This is a genomic window from Mitsuaria sp. TWR114 (assembly GCF_007997345.1).
Genome location: NZ_VOSR01000047.1, coordinates 19,245 through 36,041, shown reverse-complemented (window position 1 = coordinate 36,041; position 16,797 = coordinate 19,245). Strand labels below are relative to the sequence as shown.

General features: G+C 63.6%; 9 protein-coding genes. 5 read left to right on the top strand and 4 right to left on the bottom strand.

Annotated features, from left to right (window positions below; all coding sequences use genetic code 11):
• Positions 1 to 2 precede the first annotated feature (2 nt).
• From FUT87_RS30250 to FUT87_RS02875, 4 genes are read right to left on the bottom strand one after another with little or no spacing between them, the layout of a single operon-like run.
• Complete coding sequence (locus FUT87_RS30250; RefSeq protein ID WP_255511631.1) at positions 3 to 1,499, bottom strand: helicase-related protein; 1,497 nt, start codon at positions 1,497 to 1,499, stop codon at positions 3 to 5.
• Positions 1,499 to 2,851: a DEAD/DEAH box helicase gene (locus FUT87_RS30245; protein WP_255511630.1), complete on the bottom strand. Its 1,353-nt coding sequence runs from the start codon at positions 2,849 to 2,851 to the stop codon at positions 1,499 to 1,501. Before FUT87_RS30245 ends, FUT87_RS30250 begins: the two co-directional genes overlap by 1 nt.
• Positions 2,852 to 2,857: 6 nt before the next feature.
• Complete coding sequence (locus FUT87_RS02880) at positions 2,858 to 8,191, bottom strand: DEAD/DEAH box helicase (protein WP_147240022.1); 5,334 nt, start codon at positions 8,189 to 8,191, stop codon at positions 2,858 to 2,860.
• A 2-nt stretch (positions 8,192 to 8,193) separates the two neighbouring features.
• Entirely contained in the window at positions 8,194 to 8,391 is a 198-nt protein-coding gene (locus FUT87_RS02875; RefSeq protein ID WP_147240021.1) for a DUF1778 domain-containing protein, read from the bottom strand.
• A gap of 343 nt (positions 8,392 to 8,734) precedes the next feature.
• Between FUT87_RS02875 and FUT87_RS02870 the strand changes: the two genes are divergently transcribed.
• From FUT87_RS02870 to FUT87_RS02850, 5 genes are all read left to right on the top strand, one after another.
• Positions 8,735 to 10,783: a site-specific integrase gene (locus FUT87_RS02870; RefSeq protein WP_147240020.1), complete on the top strand. Its 2,049-nt coding sequence runs from the start codon at positions 8,735 to 8,737 to the stop codon at positions 10,781 to 10,783.
• 105 nt (positions 10,784 to 10,888) lie between these two features.
• On the top strand, positions 10,889 to 13,819 hold the full coding sequence (locus FUT87_RS02865; protein WP_186830325.1) for a DEAD/DEAH box helicase family protein: 2,931 nt from the start codon (positions 10,889 to 10,891) through the stop codon (positions 13,817 to 13,819).
• Positions 13,820 to 13,889: 70 nt separating this feature from the next.
• Positions 13,890 to 14,531 (top strand): hypothetical protein, encoded by a 642-nt coding sequence (locus FUT87_RS02860; protein ID WP_147240018.1) that lies wholly within the window; start codon positions 13,890 to 13,892, stop codon positions 14,529 to 14,531.
• 149 nt (positions 14,532 to 14,680) lie between these two features.
• Positions 14,681 to 15,313, top strand: coding sequence for a hypothetical protein (locus tag FUT87_RS02855; RefSeq protein ID WP_147240017.1), 633 nt, complete (start codon positions 14,681 to 14,683; stop codon positions 15,311 to 15,313).
• Between the two features lie 217 nt (positions 15,314 to 15,530).
• Complete coding sequence (locus FUT87_RS02850; protein ID WP_147240016.1) at positions 15,531 to 16,796, top strand: hypothetical protein; 1,266 nt, start codon at positions 15,531 to 15,533, stop codon at positions 16,794 to 16,796.
• The last annotated feature ends 1 nt before the right edge of the window (position 16,797 follow it).

The window sequence follows — 16,797 nt, the reverse complement described above, 5'->3', positions numbered from 1 at the left end:
CGTCAGGCTCCCATGGCGTTGGTGGCGGCTGCATCGGGCAGCAGCACGTACAGGCCCATCACGTCAACGGGCAGGTTGGCGGTGACCTGGTAGCTGCCGCGGCCTTCAGCCGCCTCGCGCACGCGGCGGTGGTCAGCCAGCAGCGCCTGGGCGCGGGCCTTGGCCATGGCCTCCAGCTGGGGTTGCCAGCCGGGCAAGGCATCGAGGGCCGTCTGCAGTTGGCGGTCACGCAGCGGCGCGGGCATGTTGCGGGTGGCTTCGGCGCCCAGCAGTTGGCGGGTGATGTCGGGGGCGAGTTCGGCAAAGGGCTCGGAGCCACTGGCGGCCACGGCGACGGCCTCCTCGCACATCAGCAGGCGCGTCTGGCTGCCATGGGTGACTGTGAGCTGATGGCGGATGCGCAGCAGCAGCACTGTGGTCTTGAGCGATACGCCGTGCACGAAGGCGGCGCCGGCACGAGCGACTGCTGCGTCATCGGCGGTGTTGCTGGCATCGTCCAATGCCTGTTCCAGCAGCGTGTCGGCCAGCACGGATACCAGCGGGTGCGTACGGTGGACGAAGTTGGCGCCCTGGGCTGCAGGTTGGTGAAAGTCGATGCGCAGGGTGTTGGCGAGGCCCTCGGCAGCGAGGCGCTCGCGCACGGCAGGCGGCAGGTGCTCCGTCAGCAGCTTGAAGTGCTGCTTCACAGGTTGCAGCGGTGCGCCGAGCTGCGCTGCGGCACGGCTGACGAAGCGCTCGACCTCTGCCTCGCCGCCCAGCACAGCAGCGGACTTGCGCCACTCGGGCAGCACGTCCTCGGGCTTCAGACGGCGTTGGGCGAAGATGGAGCGGTTCTGCTTGGCCTTCTCCTTGGCGCTCTGCCAAGCCAGGTCGATTTCCTTCGCCGGCTCGCCGAACAGGTCCAGCTGCGATTGGGCGTTGAGGTGGCCCTTGCGCAGCAGCACAGCGTTCATCAGCGCCTGCGTGAGCTTGCCTTCGTTGTCGGGCATGGGAACCAGCACTCCCAGCTCCTTGCGGATGCTCTCGGCCTTGCGCAGGATGACCTGCAGGACGGCGCCATCAACGGGGTTGTCCTCGCCGTATAGCATGGTGCTGCGTACCTCTCGTGCCTTCTGCCCGAAGCGGTCCACACGTCCTTCGCGCTGCTCGTGACGGGTAGGGTTCCAGCTGAGGTCGTAGTGGACGACTGCGGTGAACAGACCCTGCAGGTTGATACCCTCGGACAGGCAGTCGGTAGCAACCAGCACGCGGGCTTCGCCATCGCCCAACTGTTCGACGGCGGCTTCGCGCTCGTCGGGCGTCAGCTCCCCGGTCACCGCCTTGATGGTTATGGTCTTGAACTTCTCGTGCAGTGCCCCTGCCAAGTAGTGCGCCGTTGCGATGTAGCGGCAGAAGACGACCGGCTGGAAGCCTTCCTTCAGCAACAAGGCAACGTGCTCCTGCAGCTTGGCGAGCTTGGGGTCGTTCTGTTGGCCGGCCAGCGCCGCAGCGCTGGTCATCAGCGCTTGCAGGCGCTGGCTGTCTTCGGTCTGGGCGCCGGGCTCGATGTCATCGGTGGACAGTGCATCGTCGGTGCGTCGAGCACGCGGTCGCTGGCCTGAGCCTCGAACTCCTCCAAGGACGTGGCTTCAGCGCCCTCGGCCTCGCCTATCGCGCCCTGCAGCCGGGTTCGCAGTGCGTTGACGGCTGCAGCGGGTGACGACGAGATGCAGCGCAACAAGGCCAGCGCGGCCCACCAGTTCATGCGCTGTTCGCGCAGGCCTTGGCCTTCAGAGCGCTCGACCAGTTCGCGGGCGTAGGCCAGCACGTCATTGAAGAGCTGGCCCCAGGCCCCGGTCAGCTTGTAGGTGATTTCGGCGGACTTGCGGTCAGGGAACATCGAGGTGTCCTGCCACTCCGCAATGTCCGGGCGACGGCGCTGGACGAAGTGCCGCGATAGGTCTTCGCGCAGGTCACTGCGCTGCCCGGCAGGCAGGTCCTTCAGCTGCGTGAAGTCGGTGCGCAGCAAGCCCAGCAGGTTGAAGAACGCCTCCTCGTCGCCGCTGTGCGGCGTGGCCGTCAGCAGCACCAGGTGCCGCATTGTGTCGGCCGCCAGGCCTTTGAGCAGTTGATAGCGCTGCTGACGGCCCTGGCCGGCTTGGGTGCATGTATGGGCCTCGTCGACGATGACGAACTCGGGGCAGAAGCGCTGGAAGGCTTCACGGCGGCGCTCGGACTTGATGTAGTCCAGGCTGACGACCGTGTAAGGGTGGGCGTGGAACACCGAAGTGCCGGGCGGAAGGTCGCGCTCCAGCCGGTCGGCGGTGTTGGAGCGCACCACCACGGCGGGGATGTGAAAGCGCTCGGCCAACTCGCGTTGCCACTGCTCGCATAGGTGCGGCGGGCACAGCACGGTCATGCGCTGGACCTCGCCACGGTCGAGTAGCTCGCGTGCGATTAGCGCACCTTCGATGGTCTTGCCGATACCGACGTCGTCCGCAATCAGCAGGCGCACCGTCAGCTGCTTCAAAGCCATCAACAGCGGCACGAGCTGGTAGGCACGTGGCTCGACGGCAATGTTGCCAAAGCTGCGGAATGGGCCAGCGCCGCTGCGCAGCTTGAGCTGCAGTGCATCCAGGAGCAACTGGCTCGCCGAGTGGTTACGCGCCTGGGCCACCGAGGGCAAGGGGAACGTAGCCGGCTGGACCGGCTGGCGTTCCAGGGGCAAGTAGATGAGCGTCTCGTCCCGCTCACCGCCGCCCAGGGGGCGCAGGCGCAGGGTCTGCGTGTCGGACTCGGGCAGGACTATCCACTCGCGGCCACGGGCCGCAACCAGGCTGCCCGGGAGGAATTCCGGCGTCGGAGCATTCATGTCGTATCAGGCCTTGCCTGGACCAAATAGGTCGGCGTTGTTCTTAAAAATGTCGGGCCAGCGAGCCTGCTCCTTGGGGAAGCGCACCACCAGATAGCCCAGTTCGTCGAGGGCTCGGTCTATGGCGGCGTCCGCAGCCCGCTGGGTGTCGGTCTCGTGATGAGGTCCGTCGATGAAGACAGCGAGATTCAGGTCGTCGTAGAAGAAGTCGGCACAGGCGTTGGCGCCGCTGACCGTGTGCTGCCCGCGGTCAGGCTTGCGGTAGCCGTGCTCATTGACGTGGTCCAGCCAGGCCTGCTCCAGCGTGCTGCCTGCCGTGCGGGCGAGCTCGGCGTCGTGCGCTTGCGGCCCTCGACCTTGCGTGCCCTGGTGAGCCCGCGCAGCCGTCAGGCGACAGAGGACGTCCAGCAGCAGGCCACCGGCGCCCTTGTCCTTGCGGTCAATGAGTGTGTGGTCCGGCTGGTTGTAGTACGACAGCAGGCAGCGGTAGCAGCCGGCCTCGCACAAGGGCTTGCCGTCGTGGTCGACCTCTTCGGTCAAGCTCTTGCGGGCCCACGGCTGGCCAGTCGGAGGCGGCAGGAAGTGCAGCACCTCCAAGGCCTTCGCAGCCACGGCAGCCAAGGCGTCGGGCTCGGTGGCCAGGCGCGTCAGCACGCCAGCGCCACCCTCTGCCGCCTCGAATAGCAAAATGGACTGGCGGTTGTCGCGCGTGGGCAGGGGCTCGGCCATCAGCTCGCTCTCTTCGAGCTGGTACACCGCCTCGATGCCGCGTTTTAGCGCGTATTGCAGCGTGGTCAGCGTTTCAGCCGCAAGTTCGCCCAGGCGGTAGTGTGGGCGCACGATAAGGATGTTCCGGCGGTCTTCGACGTAAGGAACGATTCGCTGCGGCGGTGTTTTGTCCGGCGGGGCCTCACTCTCAGCCTCTTTCTCGCCGTTGCCGTCGTCGACGCCACCCACCCAGTGGCCGGTGACCGGGTTCATCATGAAGCCCTGGATGGCCTTCTCTTTTCGGCGGCGCCAGCCGAAGTTCATGCGCCAGACCGTTGCGGCCGGGCCGTACTGCATCTCGAGCAGCGGGCCTTCGTCATCCTCGACGACCGTCGTGACCATCTGCAGCTTGCCGTCAGCCTCTGCGAACTGCAGGGTGGTCTGCATCTCGTAGCCCTGGCGTACCCGCTCTTCCTCGTTGGCGGTGATGCGCTCGGCGCGCTTGGTGGAGACGTTCTCGATGCGGTACAGGTTCTTGATTTCCTGGGCACCGGACAGTGACGCCCCGCAGGAAATACAGCGGTCCGAGTCGCGCTGTGAGCGGAAGTGGCCGTAGCCGCACGCCGGGCACAGGCGGGCGATTTCAGTGGGCAGGCGAGCGCCTTCGCTGACCTGGTCTGACCCGGTGATGGTCAGCAAAGCCTTGGTCACGCGGTACTGGCTGCCCTCGTGATAGATGAGGCTGTAGGGGCCAAACTCACCGAGTGCCAGGAAGCGCGGCCGTGACAGGAAGCTCTCACGGCCAATGGAGCCACGCCGAGCCGGCAGGTAGGCCAGCAACGGCAGGCGCGGGAAGTTGTACCCCGGCAGGAAGCCTTGGCTCGCGAGGTAACGGTAGGTGTAGAAGTCGCTGTTGAAGGCGCTATCGCCTGCCAGTAGCAGGTCACGCTGCTTGCGGGCTTCGTTGTGACGCTGCTGGGCCTCACGACGCTCGCGTTCGCTGGCGGCGGGGTTGTTCTCGATTTTGAAGTTCAGCTCGATGGCCTGTGCCGTGGCGCGGTACAGGTCGCGCCAGCGCTGCAGGGCACCGTCGAACTCTTGGTACGCCCGTTGGAACACCGCTTCGGCCCACTTGTCTGTGTACCAAGGCGCGTTCGTGGGCGTCAGCTCGTTCGTCAACATGCCCAGCACCTTCAGGCCACGCTGATGCGCGCGCTTCTTCGCTTCCGGCTTGTCCAGGTCCGACGCCATCTCTTCGGTCACCGGCAGCGCTTCAGGCTGGTTCATGTCCAGCAGGTCGCGCACGCTATTGCCCAAACGCTTGCCGGTCTCGGCAAGCCAGATGGCGTGCATGTGGCTCTTGACCAACTCCAGGTTGGCCAGGTCCAGCGTCGGGGCGTTCACCTGTCCGTGCACCATGCGGACAGGGTCGCGGAAGTAGTACTGGTCGTGCGGGCTCTGCGAGGCGCAGTAGGTAATGACCAACGCCGGCTGGCCAGCGCGCCCCGCACGGCCACTGCGCTGGGCGTAGTTGGCCGGCGTGGGCGGCACGTTGCGCATGTAGACGGTGTTCAGGGACGAGATGTCGACGCCGAGCTCCATCGTCGGGGAGCAGAACAGCACCGGCAGCCACTCGAGTTCGACGCCGTTCTTGCCGCGCCACTCGGCACGGTCCTTGTCGGTGAAACGGAAGCGAGCTTCGCGCTCCATCCGGTCTTCCTGCTCGACCTGGGCCGTGTGCTCGCGGGCCTCGAACTCAAAGAGTTGGTGCACGGGGCTGTCGAGCAGGCCGGCGATGTTCAGATACAGGCTGCGGAAGAAGGCGTTGTCCTCGGCCTGACGCTTGCTCTCGCCAGAGCCGAGCTCCCACTGCAACGCGGTGCCGTTCAGCTGCCACCCCAGCACACCGAAATCCGTCTCCTCGCGCTTGACCATGCCGTAGGACTCGGCGGCCTTCAGCAGCGCCTGGATGACATCCGGATAGGTCTGGTCGTTGATGTGCTTGTAGTAGGGGTTGCCACCGCCCCAGGTGCTGCCCTGGCGAAGCAGCTTGCCCAGGCGGGAGCGGCTGGAGCCAATGACGAGGAAGTCTTCGACCACCACCCGACGACCGCGACGGTCAGACTCTTCGCGCGGTCGCGAAGTGGCGAACCAACGGGACGGCACTGGGCGTTCGTCTTCGGTGAAGCCCCAGGGCTCGCAAAGGTTGGCGTAGCTCTGGGTGCGAAGCTGCTCGAGTTCGGTGCGGTCGAGGTAGCGTGTGGCGATGCACAGGCCCTGGCGCATGAAGTCGAACAGCTCGCGCAACACCTTCGCGCGCTCGGCCGGGCTGGCCGCCTGGAGCACCTGCGGGGCCTGGGCCCATTCGGCGGCGTCGGCGGCGAGGTCGTCGATGTCTTGGTAGCCGATGCGAATCAGCCCGAGCTGTTCGAGGTTGGGGTTGTTGAATCGCCAGCCACGGCGCAAGTCAAAGTAGCTACGGTAGCCCAGGATGCCGCGCATGGCCTCCTGGACCTGCCGTCGGGTGTTGCCCTTGACCTCCGGCTGCTGCATGTACTCGGCACGCACGGCGGGGTCGTCGCGGTGGAAGCCCAGGGCTTCGAAGACAGCGTTGGCAACCTCACGCTCGGACAGTGCCTTGCCGCCGGCCTTGCGCACCGCCGACAGCAGTGCCGAACGGGTCAGCAGCACCTGCAGGAAGTCGTTGAAGTGCCCAGCTTGCAGCGCGGCGTCCTGCCGGTTGTCGGAGAAGCCGAGCACTTTCTTGGCATCGGCCGACAACTCCTGGTCCTGCTCGTACAGGTAGCGCAGGGCCGAAAGCGTCAGCATCGTCGTCGCCGAGCTGCGACCCTCGCCAGAAAGCGAAGTCAGGCGCAGGGCGTCCTTGCCGGACGTTGTGTGCGACACGCCGCAGGCCAGGCAGAAGCGGAAGGCGCCCGGAATGAACCAGCTCGGCAGGCCGCTGTCAGCGCTGACGACGCCATCGGGACGCACCTTCAACGACTGGGGAAGGAACTTGCGTTGCCCAGACTTGATGCGCCATTCGCCATCAGCCCGTTCTTCGAGCCAGGACTCCGGGTAGCGCTCCAGAGATTCAGGGTCCCAAAGGCCTCGACCATCCGGCATCAGGAAGCCGAACTTGACCTGCTCGTCGTCGTGCTGCCGTTCTTCGATGCTGCGGACGTTGAAGGTCCGACCTTCATGACCGTCGGTGTCCCAGACCGGGATGTACTCCTGGCCGCAGTCGCGGCAGAAGTGCACGTGGTAGTAGCGGCGCTGCCGCTCGTCATCGCCTGAGACGAACTGCTGACCGTCGAGCGTGATGGCACGATGTCCTGGCGCTTCCAAGGTTGTGAAGACCTTGCCACCACCAGCGATGAACTGGTGGAGCTTGAACGCGAACAGGCTCTTGCCGGCGGCATCGGTGACGGCGTAGGCCCGCAACATGAACTGCTGCAGGTAGGCCAGGCAAGTCTCGATAGGCTCACCGGAGGCATCGTGCAGCAGCTTGGCCGCGTCGGCCAGGGTGCGCGGACGTGCGCGCCGTGGCTTGTCGTCTTCGTAGGTCAGGCCCAGCGTCAATTCGACCCAGACCGACATCGGGTGCGCAGCCAGTGCCTCAAAGCCAAGGTCGGCGGGAACGCCGGACCGGATGGCGGGGCCGAGGCTGCTGCGGATGGATTCGAGCGTCTGGCTTTCGGGCGTCGTGCGCCGCAGGGTCTCGGTGATGACGTTGCGGTCGGCGATGGCGGTGCCGAACAGCCGGCGAGCCACGCGTGCGACGACGGCGTTGCGTTCCATCTGGCTGCCCTCGGACGCCATGGTGGCCGAGGTGCCGATGCAGATGAGCTCGTCGGCCAGCGCTTCGCGCACGCGGCGCACCAGCAGCGCGACGTCGGCGCCCTGGCGACCACGGTAGGTATGAAGTTCGTCCAGCACCAGGAAGCGCAAGCCCTTGGCGTTGCGCATCACCGCCTTGTCGATGTCGTTCTGCCGGGTCATCAGCAGCTCGAGCATCATGAAGTTGGTCAGCAGGATGTCCGGCGGCTTGGCCGCCATGGCTTGCCGCTCTTCGTCCGATTCCTGCCCGGTGTAACGGCCGAAGCTCACAGCGCGGGTCGCGGGGTCAGAGCCCAGGAACTTCTTCAGCTCCTCCAGCTGGGAGTTGGCCAGCGCGTTCATCGGGTAGATGACGATGGCGCGCGTGCGCGGCGTGGGGTCGGCCTTCTTGGCCTTGAGGCAGGCGTCGACGACCGGGATGAAATAGCTGAGCGATTTGCCGGAGCCCGTGCCGGTGGTGAGGACGTAGCTCTCACCGGCCAAAGCCAAGCTGATGGCCTCGGCCTGGTGCTTGTGCAGCGGCAGTGTCACCCCGGCCGAACTGGCCGACTTACCCAGACGGAAGATGTCCGAGCACTCGGCACTCAACTGGCCTGCCTGGACCAGCTCATCGACCGTGCCCCCCGACCTGTAGTTCGGGTTGATTTGGATGAGCGGCTCAGGCCAGTAGCGCTGGCTGTCGTACTCGCTGTCGACGAAAGTTCTGAGGTCGTCGGACCGGATGCGCGTAAAGCTGCGCGTGAACTGTTCGTACTCCGCGACGACGTGTTCGCGGAAGCGAAAAACATCCATGGCTACCTCCCCTTGGCGGCCGGCTTAGTGGCCGGCTGCCCTTGTTCTTCGGCCGTGATGCCTTGTTTCCGGCAGTGCTCACGAACCAGCACTTCTAGCAGATTACTGATGCTTCGATGCTCGTGAGCCGCCGCAATGCGAACAAGCTCCTTGGTTTCAGGGGAAACCCGCAAGTTCAAGGTTTCCGTCTTTCGCTCCATCGGGCTCTCCTGCTGCAACCTGCGCCAGCAATGTAACGCGGATGTGTGGGCGGAAGAGGCGGGTCACGCGAGGGGCGGCCACGCTGGTGCGCAGCACGCGCGGTTCGGCATAAACGGCGTGGCTATACGAAAAGCTCAATCGCCGCACCAACAGGGGAGGGCGAAGAAACCGAGCTCACCGCGACGACGGTGACCACCACCGTAACGGCAGCAGCTCTCATCTTCATTAACCAGATTCGCATGGAGATGTCGCGGGCTACCCCAATACCGATGCGGGGTCCGGGCGACTTCCCGTGCCTCTGCAAATAACGCAGCCGTTATCGGTGACCTTCACAGACTGTATATGTTCAACATCCCACAAAATCAGGCTGAAAGCAGCGCCGATTCCGCAGCCACGCAATCGAACGCAGCGCAGGGCAGCTCGTCTCCACCTGCCGCGACGACGATGACCTATGGTCAATTTCTGGACCACGGCATCACACTCTTCGGCCCTGCCGCCAAACAACAAGCAAAAAACTTCGCATCAGCCCTCCGGCTTTGGGTGCAGGTTCATGGGTACTCGTTCGAGAAGCGGGTGGGGGAGGAGTTCTCCGTCGACTTCGACAAGTTCTTCCTGCGCTTCAGCGACGTCATCGCCGAACGCTTGGCGCCGCGAACTCAACGGGACCGCCAAGAGCAGTTGCTACGCTGGCGTCGAATCGCGCAGGAACTTCGCGAGCACGACCTCCTCCCGGCTGCCTTTTCCGACGCCCTTCAACACTGCCTGAACGCCTCGCCGTTGACCTTGGCGCAGATTGCCAGAGACAGCGGCATCGGTGTCCACAGCCTTCGGTATTGGGCAGCTGGACGCGGCCAGCCGAGAGGCGCAGCTGTCAACGAGTTGGCAGGACTGGAGGCAACGCTTGAGCTGCCGGCCGGAACGCTCGCGAGTCGATTGCCCCCAGCGCGCCGCACTCGATACGAGCGCGGCGTAGTGAAAAAGCAAAAGACCACGAGCTTTACCAAGGTCCGCAAGGTCCAGCGAGCCAGGGTAGGAGAGCCGTATGCAGTGAAGTTTTCTGCGGCGTTGTCGGCGCAATGGACAGACCTTCTTCGTCTGAAAACCAACCCCTTGCGGAAGGGGGCGCGCGGGAGAAATACCTGGCGTGTAAAGCCGGTCGACCGCGTCGGCTCGCTCATTCAGCCGTGGATGGTTGTCGACGGTCAGGTCTGCCCTACCGCGGGTGTCCATTGGCACTTCTTCGCTTCATACCTTGGCTGGCTCAGCCTGGCGCGTCCCGAAGGCCCCGGAATTTCTTCTGCGGACACTCATACCCTGGCTTGGCTCGCTGACCCAGAGCAGGTCATCTCGTATGCGATGTGGCGCATCGACTTCAGCGGCAAAAAGTTTCACAACGGCGTGAACGTGATGCTGCAACTGGTGGAAAGCTACTTGCGCCCGGGCAGCGGTTTTCTCTGGCTTCGCCCGGAGCTCAGAGCAACGGTGCCCTCTATGTCTCTGGTTGCCGACGAGGCCCACGGTTCGGAACACTCGGAGAAGGCGGCATGGCAGAAGCACTGTGAGATTGCACGTCGGCAGTTGCGCGAGTTCCGTGAGAAAACAGCGGACACGATGGGCCTTCGGCTGTCGCGGGACCCGACAGAACGGCTGGCTGCTGTCCTGCATGATGAGTTTCCTCTCAAGAAGCTGGTCGAGTTCATCGAGACCCTGGAGCGGTCTGCTCCTCCGCCGGCACACCATCGGGATTACTGTGCGTGGATTCGAGATGTGACGCTGTGCAGGTTGATGGCGTCGAATCCCCTCCGTGCAGGTCAGTTCGCTGCGTTGACGTTTAAACCGGGCGGTTCAGGCAATTTGTTGCGAGTTGGCCCGGGAAGGTATCGCTTGCGCTTCGACCCCAGCGACTTTAAAAACGAAAAGGGAGCCGCCGACAAGCCATACGAGGTCGAAGTCGATGCTTCGGTTGCGCCTTGGATTGACCGATACCTCGCCGAGAGTCGGCCGTATTTGGCTGACGCTGAGGCCACGGACCGCTTCTTCCTGGCGGCTGTCGTCGGTCCCCGAAAGCACAAGGAATTTTTGGATGAGCAGGGACTCGAGCAGCCAAAAGGGTGGAGTGCTCAGGGAATCCTCAGCCGCATGAAGACGTTGACGTCGACGTACATAGACGCCTGCGCCGGATTTGGGCCTCATGGATTCCGCCACATCATCGCTACAGACCATCTCCGTCGGCATCCCGGCGACTACTTGACGGTGGCCACTCTTCTCCATGACAAGCTCGAAACAGTGCTGAAGAACTATGCCCATTTGGGCCCGGCAGACGGCTTGCGCGTGCTGGCTTCGGGGATTCGGGAGGCAACCGCTCAACTGTCAGCACAACGCAGGACGTGAGGGTAGGCGTCGTGGCGCCTATCGGCGGACGGCGGCCTGCGACTACAGGCTTACACTTGCCAAAAACTTGAATCTGCTAACGGCAGACATCGAGGGAGGCGAGCAGTGGCGTACTTTCAGGAGAACGCATCGCGTCTGGTCGTCCGTGAGGGCTTGGCGCCCAACTCAGGACTCAGGCGTGGTCAGGTCGGAGCGCTTCTTGCGCTCGCGGCGCACTTCATCGAGCGGCACGAGCCCGCCATCGTGTCACTGCCCACGGGCTACGGAAAGACAGCGGTGCTCACTGCCGCCTGCTTCCTCCTGCAAGCGCAGCGCGTGCTGCTGGTCACACCGACGGGTCCGTTGCGTAGTCAAGCGGCCAAGGCCTTTCGAAGCCTTGAAACGCTTCGCCGACTCACTGCACTGCCTGGCGAGCCGGACCTGCAGGGCCCACAAGTTGCCGTTGTTGAGGAGCGGATTGACTCCCCTGAGGCGTGGCAGGCGCTGGAGCAGTTCGACGTTGTCGTCTGTACTCCTCACTCGGCCAGTCCCGAGATGGATGGTGTGCCTCCGCCGCCTGACGGGCTGTTCGACTTAGTCCTTGTCGATGAAGGGCACCATTCGCCTGCAAGGACATGGGCGGCCTTTATACGAGCAACTCCGCGCGCCCGTCATGTCCTCTTAAGTGCCACACCGTTTCGCCGTGACCGCAGGCAACTGCCGGGGCGGCTCGTCTTTTATTACTCGCTCCGCCGTGCGGTCGAGGAGAACGCCTTTGGCAAGGTCGTCTTCAGCCCGGTACTGGTCGATGACGCTGAGCTTCCGGAGAGGCGCGACGCGGCGCTGGTCGCGGCGGCAGTTGAAGTGTTCAGGCGGGATGCGGAAGCCGGCCTGCAACACAGGCTTTTCGCGCGCACCGAGCGGATTGCGGATGCAGAGAGGCTTGCATCCTTGTACGTGGCCGCCGGCCTACGGGTTGAGGCGGTCTCAAGCCGTAGGTCTCGACAGCAGATTGAAGAGGTAGAGGCCCGGCTCGTCGCTGGCGAGTTGGATGGAGTCGTCTGCGTGGACATGTTCGGCGAAGGCTACGACTTCCCGAAATTCAAGATTGCAGTCCTGCACAGCGCTCACAAATCCTTGGTGCCAACGCTGCAGTTCATCGGCCGATTCGCGCGCACAAACGACCAACACACTGGCGCCGCGACCTTCTTGGCGGTACCACGCGAAATTGATGCTGAGAGCACGGAGCTCTACAGGGAGGGAGTTGACTGGGACGTCCTGCTAGCGGATGTCGCTGAAGCACGCCAGGGGCTGGCGATTCGTGAGCGTGAGACCCTTCAGTCGTTTGCGCAGGCCGGACACCCTTCGGCGGACTACGAGGCGGTGAATCCTGGGGCCTTCCGTTTGGCACAGCATGTTGCGGCGTACAGGACGGGCCAAGCGCCCAACTTTGATGCGGCGCCTGAGACGCTCAAGTCTCTCCAGGTCACGAATGCCTGGCGCAGCGACGATGGGACCACGTACCTGCTTCTCGCCAAGTCCGTTCGGTCGCCCATCTGGTATCGCGATGACCAATTGGTCGATGCAGCGCACGAGTGCTTCCTACTGAAGTATTTCCCGGCCACGCAAGTTCTGTTCATCACGGCAACAGAGCGCTCCGAGCGCTACTACGCCGAGCTGCTGGACGTCTTCTTCGAAGGCCGAGCGGCACCGCTGGCCTTCGAGCAGATTCGGAAGGTGCTGAACGGCATGACGGACCAGGAGTTTTATAGCGTCGGGATTCGGAGCACGTCACCTACGGCCACTGCCGAGTCCTACCGCATCGTCGCGGGCAGCAACGCGGACAGAGGTGTACGCGATACGGACGCCGCCAACTTCTCCCAGGGTCATTTCATGGGGCGCGGCCAGGTCAACGGTGCAACCGAAGTCATCGGTGCGAGCGCCGGTGGCCGGGTCTGGTCAAACGGGAAACTCTCGATTCCCGACATCCTGGACTGGATGGAGGCCCTGCATGGACGTATGACGGCGGCCCAAGTCAACATTGGGCGGTCAGGCCTCGACTTGCTTTCTTATGGTGAGACGCTGCAACGAATTCCGGCATCTACCTTCATGACGGACTGGTCGAAGAACGCTTACAGGGACAACCCAGTCGTGCTCATAGAAGATGGTGCCGACACTTTCAGGACCTGTGTGCTGGACCTGGAGGTGAGCGATATCGCGGTGAGCGCGGATGGGTCTTCGCTAACATTCCGCCTTGGGGATGGCGGTCACTATCAGCAAGTGCGTTTCCGCCTGAATCAGAGCCCTCAGTATGCGTTGATGGCCGACGAGCCATCTATGCGCGTAGCTGCTGCGGAAGGGCGTTGGGAGTCCATCGAGGAATGGCTTGAGGACAACGGGCTTGTCTTCTTCACGAAGGAACTAGATTCCTTCACGCGAAGCACGCTCCAGCGGCGTCGGGCGAGCGCTGGCATTCGTCCGGATAGCTTGATGGTGCACAACTGGGATGGCTGTGAGATGCAGGTCGAGTTTGACCTGGCCAATCCTGGCCGCATGACGGTCCAGCGATTTCTGCAGGACTACCTGCTGGGCCTCCCGGACAACGCCTTTGTCATCTATGACCACAGGTCGGGCGAGGCGGCGGACTTCATCGTTGCACAGGCCATGCCAGCCAATCGGCTGGCGGTATCGCTCTACCACTGCAAAGGCGCCGGGGGACCGGTCTCCGGCGGGCGAGTTGACGATGTCTATGAACTTGCAGGCCAATGTGCGAAGTCGGGCAGGTTCCAGCGCAAGGACTACTTGGTCCGTCACATCGAACGACGCACGCTCGTTCGGCCGGGTCGCGGTCATTCCCCATTTCTGGTCGGCAGCCGGGACGCTGCGCTGCAACTTTTGCGGGCATGTGACCCCATCGCCATACGCCTAACGGTGTATGCGGTGCAGCCGGGGTTGTCGGCAGGAGGTCTTGTCGAGAACGTCAGGACGGTGATGGCAAGTGCGAATGACAGCCTGACATCGCAGGGCGTTGAACTTCGCTGGATGACTAGCGCATAGAAGCGCCGTTTTTCCAGGCCGGGCCAAGCGCTAGCTATACGAAGTCCCAGGACATTTCCACGAGGACTTCATGAAATCAACGCTACTGGAGGCGGCCCAGCTGCTTCGCAATCTACGGGCAGGCCGGATTCTGCAGCCAGCAGAGCTGGCGGACCTGCTGTCCGATGTTCCCTTGAACGGCGCAGTAGGCCGATATGCCATCCAGGCAGCCGTGCCGCACTGGCTGGCAGAGAAGATGGAGGCCGTAGTTCACCTGAGGCTGCGAGGCGCCACCACTCCAACCATTGACCGACGCGACACCATCCTGGCCCTGGTGTTCCAGGGGGCAGGTGTCCAACTTCGATGCGTGATGCAGCTGAGCGCTGCGGCGGTCAAGGCGTATCTCGCCGATGCCGTCGATGCGGGCACGCTGACACTCGCGCTGCTCATTGAAAGCACGCACGAATGCGTGTTGCTCCGTGTCCCACTAGACGAGAGGGCAGGAGTCGAGTTGTTGAAGGAGGTGGGCCGTGCCCGGCCTTCGAGTTATGGCTCGGCTCCGGCGAGGCAAATGGCTGCAATGCACTGCCAACACGCGTACGTGCCGAGCATCGTTGAAGGGCAAACGGTGACGGACGTCGTCACGGTGCATGTACAGCCGTCAGAGAACGCTGAAAGGGTTGGCGGCGCTGGCGTTGAGCACCGTAAACCCAACCGCCATTCGCTGCACTGAGGTCGATGAGTTATTCAACAGAGGCGCGGCGTTTCACCGCGCCTCTGCTTCTACCCGTCGCGGACCGCAGCCGGCTGCATCCAGAAGTGCAGGGTGGTCCAACGAGCTCGCTACACGAAGTCCCAGGGCAACAAATCAGAAAGGACCCCATGGACTTCCTAGAACCAAACGACTTCCGCAGAATTCGACAAGGGCTCGTACTCGACACTCAGGGCGTCGACCGCATGTCAGGGCAGCCGCCTGTCGCGTGTGAATTTGAGGGCTGCATCATCGGGGCTTCAGTACCCAGCTCTTTGCTGCTGTCGCTTGGTGGCTGCGATGGAGCTATCAAGCACCGATTTGACGTCTTAGCCCATCAGGGCGATGGCAGCAGTCTCGCGCTCTTCACTGTTCAAGCCGGCGGCGCTCAGCTGAGGGTGCTCATGCCGCTTGGCGCACCGAGCATTCAGCGCTACCTGCGGGAATGTGTACGTAGGCAGATGCTGCGCCTGCTGCTCGGTGACGAGGACTCGCGTGCGACGGTGTTGCTTGGTGTACCGGGCAACTTCACAGACGAATCGCTGGTTGAGCGGCTGCTGCGAGAGGCGATGGCTCGAACCCGGGACGCCGGTGGCATCTTGGCGCTGTGTCACGAACTGGCCGACTTGCGTGGCGTGCGTACGCTCGTTCCCGGATTGCCAGTTACGGATGCCGTTGCCGTCCTGGTTGCTGAGGCAGAGCTTGTGGGTCAACTTGACCTTCAGGTTCGTCCAACCGAAGGCACACAGGGCGCCGCGCACTGAGGCAGCGCGCGGGTCAATATTCAAAAGGCGCGGCTGTGGTCGCGCCTTCATTTGTTTGAGGAGCCGCCGGCACGGCAGCGTCACAGTGCCGTCGAACGCCGCAAGGCCGCCTCTGGTCGGCGATGCAGTTCGCCACGCGCTTCGGTCATCATCTTGCGTCGCGACCTCAGCGGAGGTTGCCCGTTTTTCTCCCTTCAGCGCCGGATGGGCGATACGCATGACGACGGAATTCGAACCCCTTTCGCGAGAGCAGCTCTACGACCTGGTGTGGCGCGAACCGATGCTTAAAGTAGGGGAGAGGTACGGTGTCTCGTCCAGCTACTTGGCACGGGTCTGCACGGAGCTTCGGGTGCCAAGGCCAGAGCGCGGGTACTGGTCCAAGCTTGAATTTGGCAAGGCCGACCCGCGGCCAGCATTGCCCCCAGCGCAACCTGGAGACGTGACGGAGTGGAGTCCCGGCGCCACCGTCGGGACACGGCAGCGAACAGTAGCGCGCGAGCGAAGGGTACGTACCCGTGCTGCGGTTGCGGGCGTCGCGCCTATTGACCAGCGCCACGAGTTGCTTGTTGGGGTCAAACCACTGTTCCTCAAGACTCGTGACAGTGACATTGGCCTACTGCGACCCTACAAGCGACTCCTCGTCGACGTCCTGTCATCACAGAAACATTTGGACGTGGCGCTCGACGCAGCAGACGCGCTGTTCAGGGCGCTGACAGCACGCGGCCACCGGGTAATGCTTGCTCCGCCTGGTACCCAGATGCGCCGCGAAGAGGTCGACGAGCGAGAAAGTCCGAAGAAGGACCGTCATCACCGCACGCTCTGGGCGCCTGACCGTTCGACCGTCGTATACGTAGGCAACGTGCCCATCGGGCTGACGATTTTCGAGATGACCGAGTCGGTAGAGATGGTGTACGTGGGCAGCAGCAAGTACGTCCCTGTCCGCGACCTCACGGTTGAACAGCTGCGCCGCTATAAAGAACCGCGGCATTGGCGGACAACGAAGGAATTTGCCTCAGGGCGTCTCGCCGTGCAGGCGTATTCGACGGCCTGGCGGGTCAAGTGGTGCGAGCGTTGGCAGGAAGCCAAAGCAGGGCAGTTCGCCTCATTGACGTCAAAGGTCGTCAAGGCGCTCGAGCTCGCGGCGCCCGAACTCGCGCGAAAGTACGAGGAGGCTGAAAGGCAGGCCGAAGAAGAACTCCGCAAGTGGGAAGAATCTCGGCGGCGCGCGGAGGAAGAAGCCGAGCGCGCCCGCCGGGAAAAGGCTCGCCAGGAATCGCGGCGGGACCTGCTGGCTGCAATCGCTTCGTGGGAGCAGGCGCGCAGCATTGATGCTTACTTTCAGGCGGTGGAGCGAGAAGCGGAGCAGCTGCCCGACGCGGACCGAGAGCACTTGCGTGGTCGGCTGGCCGAGGCCAGGAGCCTAGTGGGGCAGTTGGATGCATTGGGGCCGCTGAGGGCTTGGAAGGCGCCTTTGGAAAGGTAGG

Coding starts and splice junctions, on each gene's coding strand:
- FUT87_RS02860 (WP_147240018.1), top strand. CDS start 13,890: ATGAAATCAACGCTACTGGAGGCGGCCCAGCTGCTTCGCAATCTACGG.
- FUT87_RS30245 (WP_255511630.1), bottom strand. CDS start 2,851: ATGAATGCTCCGACGCCGGAATTCCTCCCGGGCAGCCTGGTTGCGGCC.
- FUT87_RS02880 (WP_147240022.1), bottom strand. CDS start 8,191: ATGGATGTTTTTCGCTTCCGCGAACACGTCGTCGCGGAGTACGAACAG.
- FUT87_RS02850 (WP_147240016.1), top strand. CDS start 15,531: ATGACGACGGAATTCGAACCCCTTTCGCGAGAGCAGCTCTACGACCTG.
- FUT87_RS30250 (WP_255511631.1), bottom strand. CDS start 1,499: ATGACCAGCGCTGCGGCGCTGGCCGGCCAACAGAACGACCCCAAGCTC.
- FUT87_RS02870 (WP_147240020.1), top strand. CDS start 8,735: ATGTTCAACATCCCACAAAATCAGGCTGAAAGCAGCGCCGATTCCGCA.
- FUT87_RS02875 (WP_147240021.1), bottom strand. CDS start 8,391: ATGGAGCGAAAGACGGAAACCTTGAACTTGCGGGTTTCCCCTGAAACC.
- FUT87_RS02855 (WP_147240017.1), top strand. CDS start 14,681: ATGGACTTCCTAGAACCAAACGACTTCCGCAGAATTCGACAAGGGCTC.